Source organism: Haloarcula amylolytica JCM 13557 (assembly GCF_000336615.1).
Lineage (GTDB): Archaea > Halobacteriota > Halobacteria > Halobacteriales > Haloarculaceae > Haloarcula > Haloarcula amylolytica.
The window spans coordinates 392,536-411,469 of record NZ_AOLW01000015.1 but is presented as its reverse complement, the minus strand read 5'-3'; the positions used below and the strand labels follow the sequence as shown (position 1 = coordinate 411,469).

20 protein-coding genes and 1 pseudogene are annotated in these 18,934 nt (G+C 63.0%); 10 read left to right on the top strand and 11 right to left on the bottom strand.

Features of this window, described 5'->3' with window-relative positions; all coding sequences use genetic code 11:
- The first annotated feature begins 198 nt into the window (after positions 1-198).
- Entirely contained in the window at positions 199-879 is a 681-nt protein-coding gene (locus C442_RS07975; RefSeq protein WP_008309355.1) for a carbonic anhydrase, read from the top strand.
- A gap of 5 nt (positions 880-884) precedes the next feature.
- Here the strand turns inward: C442_RS07975 and C442_RS07970 are convergent, their stop codons facing one another.
- Together C442_RS07970 and C442_RS07965 are read right to left on the bottom strand one after the other, a co-directional pair.
- Complete coding sequence (locus C442_RS07970; RefSeq protein WP_008309354.1) at positions 885-1,178, bottom strand: chorismate mutase; 294 nt, start codon at positions 1,176-1,178, stop codon at positions 885-887.
- The gene (locus C442_RS07965; RefSeq protein ID WP_008309352.1) at positions 1,175-2,053 is read right to left on the bottom strand and encodes a shikimate kinase; all 879 of its coding nucleotides are present in this window, start codon (positions 2,051-2,053) and stop codon (positions 1,175-1,177) included. Before C442_RS07965 ends, C442_RS07970 begins: the two co-directional genes overlap by 4 nt.
- 140 nt (positions 2,054-2,193) lie before the next feature.
- Here C442_RS07965 and C442_RS07960 point away from each other — a divergent pair, with 140 nt between their 5' ends.
- Positions 2,194-2,631 (top strand): hypothetical protein, encoded by a 438-nt coding sequence (locus C442_RS07960; RefSeq protein ID WP_008309350.1) that lies wholly within the window; start codon positions 2,194-2,196, stop codon positions 2,629-2,631.
- Positions 2,632-2,779: 148 nt separating this feature from the next.
- Here C442_RS07960 and tnpA read toward each other — a convergent pair.
- A pseudogene (tnpA, locus tag C442_RS07955) lies at positions 2,780-3,232 on the bottom strand (IS200/IS605 family transposase).
- 74 nt (positions 3,233-3,306) lie between these two features.
- Here tnpA and C442_RS22085 point away from each other — a divergent pair.
- Both C442_RS22085 and C442_RS07950 read left to right on the top strand, forming a co-directional pair.
- Complete coding sequence (locus tag C442_RS22085; RefSeq protein WP_162531016.1) at positions 3,307-3,471, top strand: hypothetical protein; 165 nt, start codon at positions 3,307-3,309, stop codon at positions 3,469-3,471.
- Positions 3,468-4,832, top strand: coding sequence for an RNA-guided endonuclease TnpB family protein (locus tag C442_RS07950; protein ID WP_008309348.1), 1,365 nt, complete (start codon positions 3,468-3,470; stop codon positions 4,830-4,832). The genes C442_RS22085 and C442_RS07950 overlap by 4 nt, the downstream gene beginning before the upstream one ends.
- A gap of 141 nt (positions 4,833-4,973) precedes the next feature.
- Here the strand turns inward: C442_RS07950 and C442_RS22870 are convergent, their stop codons facing one another.
- Complete coding sequence (locus C442_RS22870; RefSeq protein ID WP_008309346.1) at positions 4,974-5,108, bottom strand: hypothetical protein; 135 nt, start codon at positions 5,106-5,108, stop codon at positions 4,974-4,976.
- 133 nt (positions 5,109-5,241) lie between these two features.
- Between C442_RS22870 and C442_RS07945 the strand changes: the two genes are divergently transcribed.
- Together C442_RS07945 and C442_RS07940 are read left to right on the top strand one after the other, a co-directional pair.
- Positions 5,242-5,925, top strand: a complete 684-nt coding sequence (locus C442_RS07945; RefSeq protein ID WP_008309344.1) for a potassium channel family protein — start codon at positions 5,242-5,244, stop codon at positions 5,923-5,925.
- A gap of 1 nt (position 5,926) precedes the next feature.
- Entirely contained in the window at positions 5,927-7,621 is a 1,695-nt protein-coding gene (locus tag C442_RS07940) for a potassium transporter TrkG (protein ID WP_008309341.1), read from the top strand.
- Between the two features lie 16 nt (positions 7,622-7,637).
- Here C442_RS07940 and C442_RS07935 read toward each other — a convergent pair whose 3' ends face one another.
- Entirely contained in the window at positions 7,638-7,997 is a 360-nt protein-coding gene (locus C442_RS07935) for a hypothetical protein (protein WP_014040258.1), read from the bottom strand.
- A gap of 73 nt (positions 7,998-8,070) precedes the next feature.
- Positions 8,071-9,606, bottom strand: coding sequence for a TrkH family potassium uptake protein (locus C442_RS07930; RefSeq protein WP_008309339.1), 1,536 nt, complete (start codon positions 9,604-9,606; stop codon positions 8,071-8,073).
- Positions 9,607-9,878: 272 nt separating this feature from the next.
- On the opposite strand from C442_RS07930, the gene C442_RS07925 reads away from it, so the two are divergent.
- Together C442_RS07925 and C442_RS07920 are read left to right on the top strand one after the other, a co-directional pair.
- Entirely contained in the window at positions 9,879-10,319 is a 441-nt protein-coding gene (locus C442_RS07925) for a universal stress protein (protein WP_008309338.1), read from the top strand.
- Positions 10,316-12,580, top strand: a complete 2,265-nt coding sequence (locus tag C442_RS07920; protein WP_008309337.1) for an amino acid permease — start codon at positions 10,316-10,318, stop codon at positions 12,578-12,580. Before C442_RS07925 ends, C442_RS07920 begins: the two co-directional genes overlap by 4 nt.
- Positions 12,581-12,592: 12 nt before the next feature.
- On the opposite strand, the gene C442_RS07915 is transcribed toward C442_RS07920, so the two are convergent.
- The 4 genes from C442_RS07915 to C442_RS07900 form a co-directional block, all read right to left on the bottom strand.
- Positions 12,593-13,015 (bottom strand): hypothetical protein, encoded by a 423-nt coding sequence (locus tag C442_RS07915; protein ID WP_008309336.1) that lies wholly within the window; start codon positions 13,013-13,015, stop codon positions 12,593-12,595.
- A 20-nt stretch (positions 13,016-13,035) separates the two neighbouring features.
- Entirely contained in the window at positions 13,036-13,776 is a 741-nt protein-coding gene (locus C442_RS07910; protein WP_008309335.1) for a cell surface protein, read from the bottom strand.
- 45 nt (positions 13,777-13,821) lie between these two features.
- Positions 13,822-16,488, bottom strand: coding sequence for an alkaline phosphatase PhoX (locus C442_RS07905; protein WP_008309334.1), 2,667 nt, complete (start codon positions 16,486-16,488; stop codon positions 13,822-13,824).
- 284 nt (positions 16,489-16,772) lie between these two features.
- On the bottom strand, positions 16,773-17,060 hold the full coding sequence (locus C442_RS07900; RefSeq protein ID WP_008309333.1) for a DUF7111 family protein: 288 nt from the start codon (positions 17,058-17,060) through the stop codon (positions 16,773-16,775).
- A gap of 87 nt (positions 17,061-17,147) precedes the next feature.
- Here C442_RS07900 and C442_RS07895 point away from each other — a divergent pair, with 87 nt between their 5' ends.
- Both C442_RS07895 and C442_RS07890 read left to right on the top strand, forming a co-directional pair.
- The gene (locus C442_RS07895; protein ID WP_008309332.1) at positions 17,148-17,438 is read left to right on the top strand and encodes a PadR family transcriptional regulator; all 291 of its coding nucleotides are present in this window, start codon (positions 17,148-17,150) and stop codon (positions 17,436-17,438) included.
- An 84-nt stretch (positions 17,439-17,522) separates the two neighbouring features.
- Positions 17,523-17,777, top strand: a complete 255-nt coding sequence (locus tag C442_RS07890) for a hypothetical protein (RefSeq protein WP_008309331.1) — start codon at positions 17,523-17,525, stop codon at positions 17,775-17,777.
- Here the strand turns inward: C442_RS07890 and C442_RS07885 are convergent.
- On the bottom strand, positions 17,774-18,922 hold the full coding sequence (locus tag C442_RS07885; protein WP_008309330.1) for an acyl-CoA dehydrogenase: 1,149 nt from the start codon (positions 18,920-18,922) through the stop codon (positions 17,774-17,776). The genes C442_RS07890 and C442_RS07885 overlap by 4 nt on opposite strands.
- Positions 18,923-18,934 lie beyond the last annotated feature (12 nt).

The following is an 18,934-nucleotide window of genomic DNA, read 5'->3' as shown; positions in this document are numbered from 1 at the left end:
CTCATACTGTTACTCTTCCAGATCAGTCTGTTCGTTTGTTTTCGCCGTAGTCGTGCGTCTAAGGCCCTTCAGTCCCGGTTTTCACACTCTCGACGCAGCCAGAGCGTTCCGAACACGGCTCCGAGTCGGCGTCAGGTTTGGGAGGGCAACACTGCCCCAGTCCAATGAGTTTACTTCATGGCGGCTATCTGCCCACGCATGAGCCAGTTATTACGCGATTTACTTGCCGGAAACGCCGACCACGCGGCGGAGTTCCGGGACCGGTTCGACCAGGTCCAGAACTCGCAAACGCCCGACGCTGTCACGGTCTGTTGCTCCGATTCGCGGGTACTCCAGGACCATATGTGGGGCAACAGCGAGCCGGGGCATCTCTTCACCTGTAGCAATATCGGAAACCGAGTCATCCAGCGGACCGCGTCCGGCGAGGCGGTCTCGGGTGACGTGTTGTACCCTATCGAGCACACGATGACCGAAACCGCCATCGTCGTCGGCCACACCGGCTGTGGAGCGGTGACGGCGACCTACGACGACCTGACGGACGGCCTCGATGAGCCGGCCGGTATCGAGCACTGTCTCGGCGTTCTCAAACCGCATCTCGAGCCCGCGCTGGCACACCTTCCCGAAGACATCGAGCGAGCGGCGGCTGTCAACCGACTCGTCGAGTACAACGTCGACAGGCAAGTCGAGTTCCTCCGCAGCAGCGACGACGTTCCCGACGCTGTGGACGTGTTCGGCGTCGTCTACGACTTTCAGGACGTGTACGGCGGCCGACGGGGCGAAGTCCACGTCATCAACGTCGACGGTGAAACCGATGTCGACGCACTCCGAGCGGCCCATCCCGATATCGACTCGCGGATTAACCGCCTCTGGGAGTACTAGTCCCGCTACCGACTCTCTCTTTGTTCTACCTTGTTCAGTTCGATCAGGAGTCGGAAAATCGCTTTCACGAGGTTCTCGTCGACGTCGAACTGCTCCGCGTTGTCGCCGGCACGGTCCATGACGGCTTGCTCCTGTTGCTCGTCGGTCGTCGGCAGCCCCTTCTCGTCTTTGACCTGTGCGATGGTGTCGGCCACGTAGGTGCGCTGTGCGATCTTCTCGACAATCTCCTGGTCGATAGTCCGGATTTCGTCGCGCAGTTCGTCCAGCGACATGTCTTCTGGGTTCGGATTTGTGCTCATACTGTGTGTGTTCCCTTGGTCTGTGTCGTCGTCAGCCAGGTCGCTCCGGGTCGCTCGTCCCAGGCGTCCTGTACGGCTTCGAGTGCGGCCCGCTCGCCAACGGCAGTGAACGACGGGCCCGTCCCGGACAGCGAGACACCCTCGACGTGCCCGAGCGCGTCGAGTACCGGGTCCGTCTCGAAGTCCAGCGCGGCCGAGAACGCGAGGCCGTTGACCGTCATGGCCCGCTGATAGTCGCCGTCGAGCGCGAGGTCCTCGACGAGACGGGCCATCGGTGCGATCTGGCGGCATCGCTCGACATCCGCGTCGGCACTGAACGACTGTTCCGGCGGCGTCCAGACGAGGACGTCCCAGTCGATTTCCTCGCGGGCAAGGAGCGCGTCGTCCTCGTTGTCGGTCACGGTGACGCCGCCGAGCATCGACGCCGACGCGTCGTCGAAGGCCCCGGTGACGGTGACGCCCACGTCGCGGGCGGCCATGACGCCGAGGCGGGCCATGTCCTCGCGGCTCATCCGCTCGGTCGCATCGAGCGCGTCGAGCGTCGCCATGACGGTCGCGTTTGCGGCCGCACTGGAGCTCTTGAGTCCCGAGGCCATCGGGACCTCGCTCTCGGTGCGGACGGTGCCGCCGGAGACCGCCGGGACGCCCACGTTCTGTGGGCCGCCGTGGGCGTCGATGACGTACTCGACACAGCGTTCGATGAGCCGCGTGTCGGCGTCCGGCGCGCCAGCGACTTCGCCGGTGACGCCGTCGGTCTCAGTCGAGAGCGTGACGGTCGCTGTCGTGTACTCGTCGATAGCAAACGCCGCACCGCGGCCGGTCGCGAGCGCGTTGAGGACCGTCCCTGCTGCGGGCGCTGCTGCCTTCCCTTCCATCGACGTGTACTCCCTCGCGGACCTATTTACTAACTGCGATACCCCTGTAGCGGTCACGTTGACCGCAGTATGAAGCGATAGCGTCGCAGTAAGACGGGCAACACTATACCGACCAGTTCGAAGGGAACCAGCAACGGGAAATGAGCATCGGGAACACACTCCGGGGACTCACGGCAGGCATCGCGGTTCTGGGCTACGTCAGCCTGTTTCTGTTGTTGCAGGTCCGGGCGGCCCCAGTGTCAGTGCTGGCGGGAATTGCGGTACTCGCTACTGCTGCACTCGCCGTCGCCGGCGGCCGGCCCGCAGTTCGCCAGGTTCTGGGTCGCGGGTCGTCACCTCCAGCGGAGACATCAGAATGGTGGCTCGCTCGCGTCGAACCCGCGCTCGAAGACGCCTGGAACACGTACGCGGACCTCGTGCTAACGGTCGGCCTGTGGGGCATCAGTATCGGCTCCTTCGGCGGACTCGTAACCTATCCCGGCAACGACCCGCCGTTTGGCCTCGCTATGATCGGGTTCCTGTCGATGGTCTGTGGACTCATCTCGCTCGGATTTCTCATCGATTCGAGGTACGAGTAGCGGCCGGTGGGACGGCTTCGACGCATACGGATTGTTTGCGCGATCTCCCGGTCTGTTCCGACGCCGGGGGCTACCCGGAACCAATCTACTGGCGGAGCAGGCCGAGTGCCTCGGGGCTTGACCCCGAGGGTGAAGGCCGTAAGCCCCGTTAAACGTGTTCCGTTCGCTCGATATACTGCTCAATCGTGTCGGTCGAAACATCACCCGCCGTCCCCACGTAGTACGATTCCTCCCAGAACCCACCTCCCCACAGATACTCCTTCAAGTACGACTCGTGCTGTTCCCACATCTCCCGCGCCGTGATGCTCTTGACCGTTCGCACAATCTCGCTCGGCGCATGCTTCGGGTGGGCTGACAGGAACAGGTGTACGTGGTCGGGTGAGATGTGGAGTCGTTCGAGAGACGCAGTCTCTCGTGATCACGAAAATCTCCGATTTTCGGACGACGACAGTATCTCGTAGCCGTACTCGTCGCACATGGCACGGAAACTCGCTTCCAGCGAATCCTCGATTGGTTCGAGAATGGTGTGGCGGTACTTCGGACACCACACGAAGTGGTAGTTAATGTTGTACACCGTGTGGTTCGACCGCTTCTCGCCCATACATACCAATACAACGACCGATCGAAAGTATTCTTTGAAGTGACTTACAGACCACCACAAGTAAACTTTTAACTGTGGAAGAACAAGGGGTAGACGTGACGAAACAACTCAAGGTATCCGACACCGTGTACGACGACCTTGACGAACTCAAGGACGAGGAGGGCCACACGAGTTTCGACAGCGTACTCCGCACGCTCCTCCTCCACTACCGTCACGTCCAACCCAACGAGCAAGAATGACCGACTCACAGGCTCTCGTCAAGACGCTGGACTTCCAACTCGACATCCAGAGTGACAACGAGAGCCTGCTGTACGACGCCACCCTCGAAGCGCGGTCGGTGTACAACGAAACCATCCGTCTCGCCAAGCAAGGCGTCGACTGGGACGCGCTTCCCGACCGTGTAGCCGACGACGCCAACCTCGTGAAAAACACGACACAGCGCGTCGTCGCCAAAGCACTCGGCGCGATGGAGAACTACTACGAGTACGACGACTTCGGCAAACCCAGTCACACCAAGGACGGCGCGTACCCCCTCCGAACGAACTACGAGGAGGGGTACAACCTGTCGCTCACCGACGACGGCGACGTGGCGTTCCGCATCAGCGCGAAGCCGTACAAGCACGTCACGGGCGTCCTCAAAGGGAGTGACGCCAACCTCGACATTCTCCAGACCGCACTCGAAAGCGATGAGTGGAAGATTGGGACGGCGGAAGCCCTGTTCCACAACGACAACGCTGAGTTGCACGTCAACGTCACCAACACCGAACAGACCGTTCGAGACAAGCAGGACTCGCGGACGGTCGTCGGTGTGGACGTGAACGAAGACAACGTGGCTCTCACCGCTCTCTCCGAGGATGGCATTGAGGACTCGTTGGTTATTGACTTCCCCGAAATCAAGTTCGAGCGTCACCGCTACTTCACGATGCGGAAGCGCGTCCAGAACGCGGGGAAGGACAGCATCCACGACACGCTCGANCCCGAAATCAAGTTCGAGCGTCACCGCTACTTCACGATGCGGAAGCGCGTCCAGAACGCGGGGAAGGACAGCATCCACGACACGCTCGAAGGACGTGAGGAACGATTTGTCCGCGACCGACTCCACAAGGTGAGCCGCCACATCGTTGAGTGGAGCCAGCAGTTCGAGAAGCCGTGTATCGTCTTTGAAGACCTCAAAGAGATGCGCGACAGTATCGACTACGGCACGCGGATGAACCGACGCTTGCACCACCTCCCGTTCCGTGCCCTCCAGTTCTATACGTCGTACAAGGCGGCGTTCGAGGGTTTTCCGACTGAATGGATTAACCCCGAATACACGAGCCAACGGTGTCCGATGTGTGAACATACTGAGCGTGCGAACCGCAACAAAAAGCGGTTCAAGTGTCGGTCGTGTTCACATCAAGACCACAGCGACCGTGGTGCAAGCGTCAATATCGCTGTGAAAGGCATGAAGAAACTCGATTGGAATGTGCCTGCTCTCAACAGCCTTCCTCAAGTTCGGAAGGTGCGACGGCAGGCATCGGGGGCCGTGGACGCCCCGACCGTGACCCAACCGACCGCCCGAGGCTATCAGGCCGATGGTCGGATGGGAGTGTCCGACTAANAGGCATCGGGGGCCGTGGACGCCCCGACCGTGACCCAACCGACCGCCCGAGGCTATCAGGCCGATGGTCGGATGGGAGTGTCCGACTAAACCACGGGAAGCCTCGGGGCTTGACCCCGAGGCGGTTCACACCGTCCCGTCTCAGGCCGGGAACAGGAAGTACGGAACGACGAACAGTAACAGGAACATGAACAGGAGGACGAGGCCGTAGCCGGCGAGTGTCCCGGCGGCTGTCAGCCAGGCCGGATGATCGAATTGCTCGGTGAGGTGTGCCATACCGAACGATTCAATCGGGGACAGTATAGTGGTTTGGGAGCGGGGCGGGCACCGACAGGCCGAACCGCCGCAGTGGCTTGCTTGTGATTGATAACGGTAGTCTTTCAACCATCGGTTCAGTACACTGGCAAAAATGTATATCGTCATCGTCGGCGCCGGTGATATCGGGTCGCCGTTGCTTGAAATCGCGACAGCAGGCGGCAACGAGGTCGTTGCCATCGAAAGGGACGAGGAGCGAGCGGAACGTGCGTCGAGACAGTACGACTGTCTCGTTATCAACGACGATGCGACGTCGAAAGACACGCTAGAGGACGCCGGTGCGGACCGTGCCGATGCGCTCATATCGACGACCGATCAGGACGCGACGAACATCATGGTCTGTCTGCTGGCACAGGAACTGGAAGTGCCGGACATTGTCTCAGTCGTCCACAACCCCGAGCACATGAACGTGTTCCGCCAGATCGGCGTCAACACGATGCAGAACCCACAGCGGCTCATCGCCGAGTACCTCTATCGGGCCGTCAAGCGGCCGTCTATCGTCGACTTCATGCGCATCGGCGAGCAGGCGGAAGTGTTCGAGATCACTGTCACGCCCGGTGCACCGATCGCAGGCAAAACACTGCAGGAGGCGAACACGGAGGGCCTCATCGGCGGCCAGACGCTCATCGTGGCCATTGAACGCAACGGGGAGGGCGACCCGATAACGCCCCGCGGCGATACGCGAATCGAGGCAAACGACCTCCTCACGGTCTACTCGGGAGACGGTGCGACGCCCGAGGTGACCGACATCTTCGGTCACGCCGAGGACCACAACTGATATGTCACGACGGAACGGCGGGCTGTTCCCGACGGACCTGAAAATCATCACCAGGGACATCGGCTCGCTCCTGCTGATGGAGGCCGGGCTGATGACGATCACGGCCGCCATTGCGCTCGGCTTTCGGGAGTTTCACGCCGCTCTCGGGTTCTTCACCGCGGCCGGGGTGACCGCCGCCGTCGGCGGTCTCGCGAACCGTGGCTTCACTGACGCGCCGGCCCCAGAGATGAAACACGGCATGGTAATCGCCGCCGGCGGGTGGCTGATGGTCGCCACGTTCGGCTCGCTGCCGTTCCTGTTGACCGCGTGGTTCACGCCCCCCGCCGTCATGGATACGTTCGTTCCAGTCGGAACGGACACGAGTACGTGGGAGCCGATCAGGGTCGGCGGGACGACGACGCTCTCCAGTCTGGCGTACTTCCGGAACCCGCTCCACGCTTTCTTCGAGAGCATGAGCGGATGGACCGGGAGCGGCCTGACGATGGCGATTCACGAGCCCTCGCTCCCCCGCGCAGTTCAGTGGTGGCGGTCGTTCATCCAGTACGTCGGCGGCGTCGGCGTCATCGTCCTGACCGTCTCCATCCTCTCGCGGCCCGGCAGCGGCAGTTACGCGCTCTACCAGAGCGAGGCCCGCGAGGAGAAGATCCACCCGAGCGTCGTCTCCACCGTCCGAACGGTCTGGAAACTCGTCGTCGGCTACACGGTGCTCTCGTTCGCGCTCCTGTTCGGTGCCATCCTCGCCAGCGATAGCGAGTACGCCGAATCGCTGCCGCTGTGGGAGGTCGCCTGGCAGGCGCTCAACCACGCCATGACCGGGCTGACGACTGGCGGGTTCTCGGTCACGGACAACTCGATTGCGACGTACAATTCGCCGCTCGTCGAGACCGTCCTGTTGCCGATCATGATTCTCGGTGCGGTCGCGTTCCCGGTCCACTACGTCGTCCTGCACGACAGGCAAGTTCGCGAACTGGTGTCGGACTTACAGACTCGCTGGCTGTTCATCCTGCTCGCGCTCGGCGTCGTCGCGCTCTCGGTACAGAACGTATGGTCCGTGCCCGCGACGACCGAGGCGTTTGCCACCCAGTCGTTCCTGCCGTTTTCGGTGCCGATGCTCGACGCCGCACAGCTCGATGCGGTCCGGGACTCGACGTTCCAGTGGGTCAGCGCCCTCAGCTGTACCGGGTTCCAGTCGGCCCCGATCGGCCGCTGGCTCGCTGGCGGGAAGGTGCTCGTGGTCGGCGCGATGGTGCTCGGCGGCGCTGCCGGATCCACCGTCGGCGGCATCAAGATCATCCGCGGCTACACCATCGCTCGCGGCATCATCTGGCAGTTCTCGCGGGTGTTTCTCCCGACGAACGCGGTGATTACGGCCCGAATCGGCGACCGGACGCTCGACCGCGAATCGATGGAACGGGAGTTCAGCGAAGCGGCCATCGTCACGCTACTGTGGCTCATCATTCTGGTGGTCAGCAGCATCGTTCTCACCAACGTCGCGGGACCGGAGTTCGGCTACGCCGATGCCCTGTTCGAAGTCGCCAGCGCACAGGGGAACGTCGGCCTCTCCTCGGGAATCACCGGCCCGTCGATGCCCCCGCTTGCAGAGGGGATGTTCGTGCTGAATATGTGGGTCGGCCGGCTGGAAATCATCCCGATACTCGTGTTCATCCGCGCTGGACTGTACGGGCTGGAACCGTAGTTGAGCGGGCGGCCCCTTACTCTCCGTCGTCGGGATAGACCTCGCCGAGGAACATCCAGCGTGCCTTCGTTCCACCCTCGGGTCGGGATTCCTGTTTGACGTGGTAGAGATACGGACCGTGGGGACAGTCGTCACAGCCCTGAGCACAGGAAGCCAGCTTTACCACCTCAGTGTAGCCGTCGCGTTCGGTTGCCCGGATGATGTCTTCGTTGGGACCCGGTTCTATCGGCGACGCCGTCTCGTCGTGGAACTGCAGCAGTTCCTGCGCGTAGATGATCGTGTTGCGGAGTTCTTCAGGCGTCAACTCCGGTAGGTCCGTCGCTACCCGGTCCGGAACCCCCTCAGGTGGCGTCGGTTCGTCTGCAGGACTGGTCATACCGTAGTCTCCGTCGGGTAGGTACATAACTGAACTGCCAGCTAGAACTGCCGACGGAACGAGTCTCCCGCACTCACTCGTTCCAGAACGCCCCGGTAAATATCACGAACACCGGAATGATCTCCAGTCGACCGATCCACATCAGGAATATCATCAGCAGTTTGCTGGTCTCCGGGAAGCGTTCGTAGGTCCCGAACGGCCCCAGAAACCCGAATCCAGGGCCGATGTTCCCGATGGTCGCTAGGCTTGCGCTGCTGGCTTCGAAGACAGTCAGGTCGAGCCCGACACGGCCTGCATCGAGGAGGAGAAACACTGTCGCGACACCGAACGTGAGCAGGTACAACAGCGTGAACCCGTATATCGCGTTGATGACGTCCTCGTCGATGACCTGCCCGCCGAGCCGAACTGGTTTGACAGCGCTGGGATGAGCTGTCGTGAACAGTTGGCGTCGGATGCTCTTGAGCACGACCAGCCATCGGACTATCTTGACACCGCCACCGGTCGACCCTGCGGAGCCACCGATGAACATCGCGAACAGGAGGACTCCCTTTGCGGTGTTACCCCATTCGGCGAAGTTACTGGTCGCGTACCCGGTCGAGTTCAGCAGCGAGGCGACCTGGAACGTGGCTTGCCGGAGCGAGTTCTCCAGTGCCCCCTGTGTCACACCGCCGAGTTCGAGCGGCGGCGCGGACCCGGTAAAGAGCAGTCCCCAGAGGATGACGGCCACGCCGGCGTTCGCACCGAGGTACGCCTGGAGTTCGCGGTCCTGAAGGAAGGCGGCGTACTCGTCCTGTAACAGGAGGTAAAACAGCGCGAAGTTCATCCCGGCGATGAGCATGAACGGGATGACGACCCACTGGACGGCCGGTGAGAAGTAGGCGATGCTCTCGGCCTGGGGGGAGAACCCGCCGGTGGGCAGCGTCGTGAATCCGTGTGCGACGGCATTATACGCATCCATGTTCGGTGCATAGCCCGTGTAATGGAGGCCGAGCAGAATGAGGATATACAGAACGGTAAAGCCCAGATAGAACAGCCAGAGGAGCCGTGCGGTTTCGGCTATCTTCGGCGTCAGCTTCTGGAGTTCTGGGCCGGGCGCTTCGGATTCGATCAACTGCGCTCCGTTGACGGCCGCTTCCGGAAGAATGGCGACCATCAGAACGATGATACCCATCCCGCCGAGCCACTGGGTGAGCTGTCGCCACATCAACAGCGCGTGGGAGTGGCGGGCAAACGATATTTCGTTGGTGACAGTCGCCCCAGTTGTGGTGAAACCGGACATCGACTCGAACAGCGCGTTCACGGGCTCACCGAGCGCTGATTCGGTCCCCCAGCCGGCGATAACGTAGGGAATCGCGCCGATAACCGCGACAGCACCCCAGGAGAGGCCGACGAACAGCAGCGCCTCGCGTGGCCCGAGTTCGTGACTGTCGCTGGCTTGCTCCAGCGCTATGCCGAGCGTGATGGCGATCGCGATAGAAATCAGAAAGACGACGGTATCTTCTCCGTACAGAAAACTGATCCCGAGCGGGACCAGCATTGCGACGGCGAGATACTTGATTACAGTGCCGGTCAGGGCGACACTCTGTCGCCAGTCGACGCGAACCGACATCACTGATCACCGACCATTAACTGACGCTCACACTCCCGATATGAAAAAGCCCCACGTTCCAACAGCGCTGCTTCCGACGGAGATACTCGGGAACAGCGCTGCTGTAGGGTTTTCCCTTCCGCAACGGAACTCGCTATATACAGACAGGTACCGGTCCGAGTGTTCCGTTGACGACGATTGGTTTTCCGAATTCGAACATCTATATTTAAATAAGGTTCGAATATACGATATAAGTAGACACATTCTTACCGACCTATCTACTCCGTCTGTGTATGAACAGTAGCACCAACGAGACAACCACGGACATTCTTGCACATGTCTTGCTACCGGTTGGCAACGAGGACGACGCGCTTGCGACGGCGACTGCGCTCGAACCGTACGAGCCGGAGCAGGTGACGGCGTTACACGTCGTCGAGAAAGGCGAGGGTGTTCCGGACAAGACGCCAGTCGAGCAGTCAGAAGAGCTGGCGGCAGAGTCGTACGCGGCCGTCAGGACGGTGTTCCCTGACGCCGACGACCGCACCGCGTACGCTCGGGATGTCGTCGAGGCTATCTTCGATGCCGCCGAGGAAGTCGGAGCGAGCGCTATCGCGTACCGATCCCGCGGTGGTGGTCGCCTCATGCAGTTCCTCTCCGGTGATCTCTCGCTGAAGCTCGTGACAAACGCGGAGGTCCCAGTAATTGCACTTCCACAGGCGGACTCGAAGGAATGAGCGACGAAGAACTGGCGAAAGACCTCGGGCTGGTGTCGGCGATGACCATCGGTATCGGGACGATGATCGGTGCCGGTATCTTCGTCCTGCCCGGCGTGGCCGCGAACGCGGCCGGTCCCATCGTCGTCGTCTCGTTCGTCGTTGGTGGACTGATTGCGATGGTGAACGCGCTATCAGTCTCGGAACTCGGCACGGCGATGCCGAAGGCGGGCGGCGGGTACTACTACATCAACAAGTCACTCGGACCGCTGTTTGGCTCGATAGCCGGGATGGGCGACTGGATGGGACTAGCATTCGCCTCTGCGTTCTACTGCATCGGGTTCGGCCAGTATCTTGCCGTCTTCGTCCCGCTCCCCGAAGTCGCCTTTCTCAACCCGATTCAGATAGGGGCGCTCATCGCCGGGGCGATATTCGTCGCCGTCAACTACATCGGTGCCAAGGAGACCGGCGGCGTCCAGACGGTCATCGTCTTTATCCTGCTCTCTATTCTCACCGTCTTTGCCGTTGCAGGCTTTTTCGCCTTCGACTACGCGACGCTGGTGGGATCGGACGGCCTGGCGCCGTTCGGGACCGGCGCGATCCTCCCGGCGACGGCGCTCGTGTTCGTCTCCTTCCTCGGGTACGCGAAAATCGCGACCGTCGCCGAGGAACTCAAAAACCCGGGCCGGAACCTCCCGATCGCTATCATCGGAAGTGTCGGTATCGTGACCGTCATCTACGCCATCCTCGTGTCGATGATGCTCGGCGTCGTCCCGTGGCCGGACCTCAGTCAGGACGCGCCGGTCGCACAGGCCGCCCAGGTCGCGTTCCCGGAGTCCATCGGCCCGATCGGCGGCGTGGCCGCCGGTGCGGCAGCCATAATGACCGTCGGCGCACTGCTGGCGACGGCTTCCTCCGCGAACGCGTCGATTCTCGCCTCGGCCCGGATCAACTTCGCGATGGGCCGGGACAAGATCGTCACGAACTGGCTCAACGAGATCCATCCCAACTACGCCACGCCCTACCGCTCGATTCTGGTCACCGGCGGACTCATCATCGTATTCATCGTGTTCCTCGGTCGCGACATCGAGGTGCTGGCGAAGGCGGCCAGCGTCCTCCACCTCATCGTCTACGCCCTGATGAACGTGGGACTCATCGTCTTCCGCGAGGCCGACGTGCCGGAATACGACCCGGACTTCACGGTGCCGCTGTACCCCATCACGCCGATACTCGGTGCGGTACTCTCGCTTGGCCTCGTCGCGTTCATGGACCGCATCGAGATTGCGCTGTCGGCCGGATTCGTCCTCGTCGCGGTCGCATGGTACTTCGTCTACGCGCGCGGCAAAACCACACAGCAGGGCGTACTCTCCGACTACATCGGCAATCGCGAGGAACAGCTTCCGGATCAGGTGGTAAACGCCGCCGACGCAGTCGCACCGAACGGAACCGAGGGACCGACGATTATGGTGGCACTGGCGAATCCCCGCACCGAGAGCGCGCTCATCACCCTCGCAGGCGCGCTGGCGAAACACGAAGGCGGACGGGTGCTCGCAACCCACATCGTGACAGTCCCAGACCAGACCGCGCTCGAAACCGCTGCCGCGGACAGAGGTCAGATAGACGCTACCTCGGAGAGCCTGCTGGACGCCGCGAAGGCTGACGCGGAGGCCTTCGACGTGCCGATAGAGACGAAGACGATCCTCTCACACCGCGGCATCGAGGAGGTGTTCGACGCGGCTCGGACAAACGACGCCGACACCGTCGTGATGGGCTACGGCGGCACCCAGTTCGCCAGCGGTCGCGCCGAAGGCACGCTGGACGAACTGGCCCACGACTTGCCGTGTGACTTCCTCGTGCTGGACGGGCAGGACCTCGACCTCAGTGACGTCCTGGTTCCGACCGCTGGCGGTCTCTCGTCGGACCTTTCCGCGGAGGTCGCCAAAGCGCTCCAGGAAACTGTCGACGTAGCCGTCGACCTGCTCCACGTCGTCGACCCCGGTGCAGAAGAGAGCGGTCGCACGTTCCTGCGCGAGTGGGCGGCGGAACACGACTTGGCCGACGCCGAGATACGCATTGAAACCGGTGACATCGAGAGGACCATCGAACGGATCGGCCGCGACTACAGCCTCGTCATCGTCGGCGCGACGGAACGAGGCCTGCTATCACGCATCGTTCGCGGCTCGCTGGTGTTCGACGTCATCGAGACGCTCGATACGCCGGTCCTGCTGACCGAGCGCCCGTCGTCGCGCTCCCTCCGAGAGCGGCTGTTCGGTCGGGAGTAGCCACACGGCGTGTCAGGCGTGGCCCTGCTCTTTCGCCCCCTCGCGGATCTTCTTTGCTCGCTTGCGGACGCGTGAGACGTACCGTTCGATTTTCTCCGGTTTCTCGCCGTAGAACGACGCGGCCCAGTGGACGTCGACACCGTCCTGTGTAAGGAAGTAGGCGACCAGCGTATCACGGCCGGCCTGTATGACCGTCGGCGGCACGCCTCGTTCGCCGGTCCCGGCCTCCTGGAATCCGTTCACGTCGAAGTACACGTCGGCGTACAGCGTCGCCATCTCGGGGTCTTCGAACTCGACTCCCTCGTGGTCCGGGGCCTCGAACCGGTAGCGCGTGTCGCCGTCGCCTGTCGCTCGCTCGACGACGCGCACGTCGAGGATGTACTCGCGGTAAATCGAACTGTCCGTCGGTGCAGCGGTGGTGTCTGGTTGTGGCATAGGTGGGTATTGCTGTGGAGTTACTGTTGCTGAGTGCGTCTGGCTGCCAGCGCCGCCACCGCGGCGAGTGCGGCGATAGCCAGCGCTATTGGGAGTGGACCGTTCGCGCCGGTCGTCGACTGGTCGCCGCCCGCGGAGCCGTCCTCTGCGGCGCTCGCGGTGCCCGCTGACTCGGCTGTGCGCTCGCTGGCGGGTGACGATACTTCGGTCACGGCGGCCACTGTCTCCGTCGTCGCGCCCGGTGACACTGCGAGCGCCGCCGGCTCGGTCGCTGGCTCGACTGCGCCGCCGCCGTCGGCGTCGACCTGGTTCGATGCGACGGTCACCTGCGTCTCACCGCCGTCGACGCCGGTAAGCGAGACTGTCGCGAGCACCACGTCGCTGGCTCCGGGTGCGATCTGGCCGTCGAGGTCAGCCGCTTCGAGCGTGATCGTCCCGCCGTCTGAACTAACGACGGGGTCGGTCGTGAGCGCGAATCGGTCGGGATAGCTCGCGTTCCCGAACCGGGCGACTGCGGGGTCGTCGACGGCGAGTTCGAGCTGGTAGCCGGCAAGGCCGTCCGGCGCGCTCGTCAGGACCACTGGAACGGTCGTTGTCTCGCCGGCGGCGACGGAGCCGGCCTCGATGCTGATTGTCGGCGTGCTCTGCCCTGTGGCGAGCGCGGGGACCGTCCCCGCGAGGAGGACGAGCGCGACGAGCGCCAGGGGGCGGCTGGCGGTTCGGACGCGACCGCGTATCGAACAGGTGGTGTCGTCGGTCATTGTGTTGCTGTATCGAAAGATGGGAGGAGGACTCGGTCGCTGTCGTCAGTTGACCTCTTCGTAGAGCGCCGTCACGTCCGCGAAGTCGATCTTGCCGTTCTCGTTGAAGTCGTACGCGCCGGTGTTCAGCTGGACGCTGTCGGAGTCCATGTTCGAGAACAGCACCTGCACGTCCTCGTAGTCGAGACGGCCGTTGCCGTTGAGGTCCTCGAAGTGGCCGTCGCCGTCGGGGTCGGTCGGCGCGGCGTCGCCGACGACCGTCTTCGGACCGCCAACGACGATGCCGTTTCGGACCTCTGCCTCGATGGCGTTGCCGTTCTCGTCGTCCATCTGCTTGATGGAGACGGTCAGGTCGGTCGTGCCACCGCCGTTGGCGCGGACGTCGAGCGTTGCGAGTGGCACGTCCATCGCGCCGGACTGGACGTTCGTGTCGACATCGGCAACCCGGATTGTCGCCGACGAGCCGTCGTCGCTGATGGAACTCTCGGTGAGTCCGAGCGCGTCGGGGAATGAGACGCCGGTGATAGACGCGATTTCGGGGTTCGAGACGCTGACGGTGAGCCGAGCGCCGGAGAAGCCAGCGGGGAGCGACGAGGCGGTCAGCGGGACGCTACCCGTCGACCCGCTGCCGACCGCGGCGGAGTTGGCGCTGACGACGACGTTGGGCTGGTAGACATAGAGGCCGTCGTTCGGGTACGAGCGCGCGGGGCCGCCGAAGCCGTCCTCACAGCAGATGACGCGGCCGTCGCGCATCGTGTAGACGTTGTCGATGTTCCGGAGCGCGTCGTTTGCGTCCTCCGGCGAGTCGGTGAAGTCGGGGCCGGTGATGACCGGTTCGAGCGTCGAGACGTTGTAGTCCGACTCCAGTACCCCGCGGTAGACGACGCCGCCGTCGACGCGGTCCATCTGGATGTCGCCGGTGTCGTCCGCGAGTGCGTCGTTGAACTCCGAGATGCCGAAGTAGACGAAGTCCCCGGGCTGGGAGTCGTCGACGCTGTCGACGCCCTCGGCCTTGTTGAACTCGATAGACGCGCCGATTTCTTTTGCGGCCGCGCGGGTCTCCAGGAACGGGACGCGTCGGAGGTCCTCGTCGACGCCGTCGGGACCGTTGGCCTCGTACTGCTCGGCCCACTCGACGATTTCCTCGTTCGTGATGTAGTTCCGGTTCCCGTTCTCGATGACGGACAGGTCGGCCTGCTTGATGACCGCCTCGGTCACCTCGTCGCCGTCCGCCCAGTCGGCGTGTGCGCTGAGGTAGTCGGCCTGGGTCACGTCGTCGTACTCGGCGACCCAGGACTCGACCTCGCTGTTCGTGGCGTGACCGAGTTCGAGCCACTCGATTTCCAGCGGGGTCTGTGCGGGGGAGTTCCGCTCCCCGGCTTCGGCGGCGTTGGCCGCGTCGTTCGTGATCTTCGGTGCGTACAGCGTCCCGGCGACGTCCATCGGGTCGTCGTACTCCGGAATCGGCTCGTCGGCGACGAACTTGTAGATGCCCTTGCTGTCGCCGTCCGAGCAACCGTAGAGGGTCCGCTGGTCGCCTTCGATGTCGGGTGCCTCCCACGAGGCCCGCCCCATCACGTAGTACTTGACCGCTTCGGGTTCGTCAGCGGTCGGTTCCCGGAAGTCGACGAAGTACCCGTACCGGTACGGGTTCGGATACACGTCGTCGAGCAGCGTCGTTGCGAGGTTCTCGCCGTCCCCCTGGTCGTCGCGCTCCGCACCGAGGTAGTACGCGAGGAACTCGACGCCGGTCAGCGCCCAGTAGCCCTGCGGGCCGAAGTCCTCGTCGAGGTCGCCGCTCTCGGCGTAGGACTCGATCGCGCCCGATATCTCGCTCGGGTTCGGCCGGTTCCAGAACTGACACCCACCGATGAGTCCCTCGCCTGACCCCGCCTCGACGATATCGCCCACGGTCGCCGTCAGACTAACGCGGGCATGAGCGTAGTTCTCCTCGGCGGAAATCATCGTCTCCCACGGGCTGAGGTCGCCGTAGCAGTTGATCCGCGTCCCGCCGTGTTCACGGAGGGATTGGGTGTTGGTCAGGTTCATCGCGTTCCCGGTGTCCGCGCTCCACTCGCCGTTCTCGTCCTGGCTAAGCGGGACCCGCGAGACGCATCCGGGGCTGTTCTCCCAGTTCGTGAACAGGTAGCCCTCGGTCCCCTCGTCGTTGGTCGGGACGAACTGGTTACAGTCGGGGTTCGTCGCCGCGCCACCGTACTGGGTACCGGCGAAGTTCTCCTGGGTGATATCCGTCCCGTCGGGCGTCTGGACCACACCTAGCCGTTCCGCCCCGCCGTTGATCGGTTCGCGTCCCTGCACGAGGATTTCGTAGTCGCCCGCCGCGGACCGGACCTGACGCTGTTTCTCCTCGGTGTCCGGAACCCCCACCTCCGGGAAATCGTCGTTACTCCCATCGAACTCGAACTGGAAGCCGCTGAAATAGCCCACTGCGGCCCGTCCGAACGGGTCGGGGTTCTCTCCCTCCGGGTGCTGGAGACTGTACAGCAGTGACCCGTCCTCGAAGACGAACGGGCCGGTCACTTCCGCGCCGAACGCCGTCGTCGAGAAGCGTTTGAGACTCCCGGCGACGCTCGGAGCGCCCGGTGTGTCTGTCTCTTCGACCTCTTCCCCACTTGCCACGCCGATGACGCTGGCCCCAAGCGCAGCAGCCACCGACTGTGAAAGCACCTGCCGTCGAGTGAAATCGACCATGCGAGTGGGGGGTAGGAGTGATAATTAAAGCAAGTTTATAATATTCGTATGATGTATTTAGAGCGGTCCCATTGCCTCGGTTCGATACGTACTGCTAACATATCAGATATATCAGATATAGTGCTATTTTTTCCGAATGCGTACTGACTCGCTCTGATTGCAGTCGCTCACGCACTGGTTCATCCTCACCTACGTACCAGTCCGCTTCGAGTAGCCGGCACAGTGTCGTCCCACCCCCGCCCGCGAGTCAAACAAGTAGTCGCTGTGGGGTGCGAGCCGGGTGGCTACATCCCCATGTCGGCAGCCGGCTCTGGGACCGGAAGGGCGTTCGGAGACACACCGAGCAGTTCCGCCGCGTGGTCGAGCGCCATATCGAAGCCGTAGTATCGCTCCAGTTCGTCGCCGTCCGCGGTCGGTCGGACCTTCAGCATCGCGTACCCCTCGATGTTCTGTGCGACCGCGGCGCTCCCGCTGTCGCTCTCGAATGTCAGCAGCCGTTCCTCGTCGGTCTCTCGGTAGGTGGCCGTGATACCGTCGGCTGACGCCTCGACGGGGAGTTCGGAATCGGTCATCGGCGGCTCTAGGAACCGGGGGTATGCGAACTTGGCGGTCCGCTCGGAACCGCAAACGCGAAACCGGGCGGCCGTGACCGGGCACCTATGGCGAAGTGGCTCCAGAGCGGCCGCCGGCGCGATATGTGCATCCTGCTGGCCGCCGCCGAGGACGGGGAACTCTCCGGCCAGCGGCTGAAGACGCGGCTCGAACGCCGCTACGACACGCGAATCGAACCGAAGAGCTTCTACGGCGCGCTCGACGCGCTGGAGTCGGCGGGGTTCGTCGCCCACCGCGAGGACGGCATCGCCGACAAGTACTCGCTGACCGAGGCCGGTGAGCGGCGGCTTCGAGACCAGTTCGAGTGGATTCGGGAAGCGCTCGACGAGGACGGCTGACGCCGCTGATTGTCTGCCCAGCCGAATCGTTGCACCGCTACTGATGGGATATCCTTTTTGTGAGCGCTCCCACAGAACACAGGTATGTCCCTGTCCCGCTCGCTCCTCCTGGCAGGCTTTGACGCCCTCCCGTTCGCGGCGCTCGCCAGCGTCGCAACGTACGTGTTCGCACGCACAGCCATCCACCCGTCGGAAATTGTCGGAATGCTCGCCGGGACCGTCGGCGTGGCGGTACTCCTCGCGCTTGGAACCATCAGCGCGAACCGCTACCGTGCGGACGGAAAACCGTTCTACTTCACGCGTGCGGTGGTCGTCGAAGGGCTCCTCTCGTTTCCTTAGTCGAGGAGTTCACTGGCAATCGTATTGCGCAGCACCTCGCTGGTCCCTTCGTAGATCTCGTTGAGTTTGGCGTCGCGGTAGAACCGTTCGGCCGGGAAGTCCTTCGTGTAGCCGTAGCCGCCGTGGACCTGAATGCCCTCGTTCGCCACTTCCCGGGACACTTCAGAGGCGTAGAGTTTGGCCTGTGCAGCCTCCTTGACGAAGGACTCGCCGGCCATCTTCTTGTCGGCCGCCTGGTGCATCAGCAGGCGGGCGGCCTGCGTTTTCGTGTCCATATCGGCGAGTTTGTGCTGGATGGCCTGAAAATCGCTAATGGGCTGGTCGAACTGCTCGCGGTCCTGCGCGTACTGCAGCGCCTCGTCCAGTGCGGCCTGGGCGATGCCGACGCCGCGGGCCGCGATAGTGATGCGCCCGCCGTTGAGCGTCTTGAGCGCGTGGACGAACCCACGGCCTTCCTCACCGAGACGGCGGTCCGCGGGGATGCGCATATCGTCGAACCGCAGTTCGGCGGTCGGACAGCCCTTGTCGCCGAGTTTGTGCTCGGTCCCTTCGACGATGAAGCCGTCGTCCTCCTCGGGGCGAACGACGAACGACGAGATGCCCTTGTTGCCGGCTTCGGGGTCAGTCTTTGCGAACAGGACGACAGTGTCGGCGACGGAGCCGTTGGAGATCCAGAGCTTGCCGCCGTTGACCAGATAGGTGTCGCCGCCGTCGACCGGTTCGGCAGTGGTGTCCATCGCGGGCACGTCACTGCCCGCGCCCGCTTCGGAGAGGGCGAACGCGCCGATCTCCTCGCCTTCGGCCAGCGGCGTGAGGTAGGTCTCTTTCTGCGCTTCGTCGCCGAACTCGTAGATCATGTTGCAGGCCAGCGAGATGTGTGCGGCGACGATGGTGCCGAGCCCGCCGCTTCCCCGCGAAATCTCTTCGAGGGCCATTGCGTAGCTGTGATAGTCCAGTTCGGCCCCGCCGTACTGCTCCGGAATCGGCATGCCCATCAGACCGAGGTCGGCCATCTCGTCGACGAGGTCCCACGGGAACTCGTCGGTTTCGTCGATCTCCGCCGCCCGCGGCTTGACCTCGTCGTCGACGAACTCCGAGACCATTTCCTGTATCTGGCGTTGTTCCTGTGTGGGGCTAAAGTCCATGACAGATTCTAA

Excerpts from the sequence above, each read along its gene's own strand:
- C442_RS07920 (WP_008309337.1), top strand. The coding sequence starts at position 10,316 with ATGAGCGACGAAGAACTGGCGAAAGACCTCGGGCTGGTGTCGGCGATG.
- C442_RS07925 (WP_008309338.1), top strand. The coding sequence starts at position 9,879 with ATGAACAGTAGCACCAACGAGACAACCACGGACATTCTTGCACATGTC.
- C442_RS07965 (WP_008309352.1), bottom strand. The coding sequence starts at position 2,053 with ATGGAAGGGAAGGCAGCAGCGCCCGCAGCAGGGACGGTCCTCAACGCG.
- C442_RS07885 (WP_008309330.1), bottom strand. The coding sequence starts at position 18,922 with ATGGACTTTAGCCCCACACAGGAACAACGCCAGATACAGGAAATGGTC.
- C442_RS07890 (WP_008309331.1), top strand. The coding sequence starts at position 17,523 with ATGTCCCTGTCCCGCTCGCTCCTCCTGGCAGGCTTTGACGCCCTCCCG.
- C442_RS07905 (WP_008309334.1), bottom strand. The coding sequence starts at position 16,488 with ATGGTCGATTTCACTCGACGGCAGGTGCTTTCACAGTCGGTGGCTGCT.
- C442_RS07910 (WP_008309335.1), bottom strand. The coding sequence starts at position 13,776 with ATGACCGACGACACCACCTGTTCGATACGCGGTCGCGTCCGAACCGCC.
- C442_RS07975 (WP_008309355.1), top strand. The coding sequence starts at position 199 with ATGAGCCAGTTATTACGCGATTTACTTGCCGGAAACGCCGACCACGCG.
- C442_RS07945 (WP_008309344.1), top strand. The coding sequence starts at position 5,242 with ATGTATATCGTCATCGTCGGCGCCGGTGATATCGGGTCGCCGTTGCTT.
- C442_RS07900 (WP_008309333.1), bottom strand. The coding sequence starts at position 17,060 with ATGACCGATTCCGAACTCCCCGTCGAGGCGTCAGCCGACGGTATCACG.
- C442_RS22870 (WP_008309346.1), bottom strand. The coding sequence starts at position 5,108 with ATGGCACACCTCACCGAGCAATTCGATCATCCGGCCTGGCTGACAGCC.
- C442_RS07960 (WP_008309350.1), top strand. The coding sequence starts at position 2,194 with ATGAGCATCGGGAACACACTCCGGGGACTCACGGCAGGCATCGCGGTT.
- C442_RS07915 (WP_008309336.1), bottom strand. The coding sequence starts at position 13,015 with ATGCCACAACCAGACACCACCGCTGCACCGACGGACAGTTCGATTTAC.
- C442_RS07940 (WP_008309341.1), top strand. The coding sequence starts at position 5,927 with ATGTCACGACGGAACGGCGGGCTGTTCCCGACGGACCTGAAAATCATC.
- C442_RS07970 (WP_008309354.1), bottom strand. The coding sequence starts at position 1,178 with ATGAGCACAAATCCGAACCCAGAAGACATGTCGCTGGACGAACTGCGC.
- C442_RS07895 (WP_008309332.1), top strand. The coding sequence starts at position 17,148 with ATGGCGAAGTGGCTCCAGAGCGGCCGCCGGCGCGATATGTGCATCCTG.
- C442_RS07930 (WP_008309339.1), bottom strand. The coding sequence starts at position 9,606 with ATGTCGGTTCGCGTCGACTGGCGACAGAGTGTCGCCCTGACCGGCACT.
- C442_RS07935 (WP_014040258.1), bottom strand. The coding sequence starts at position 7,997 with ATGACCAGTCCTGCAGACGAACCGACGCCACCTGAGGGGGTTCCGGAC.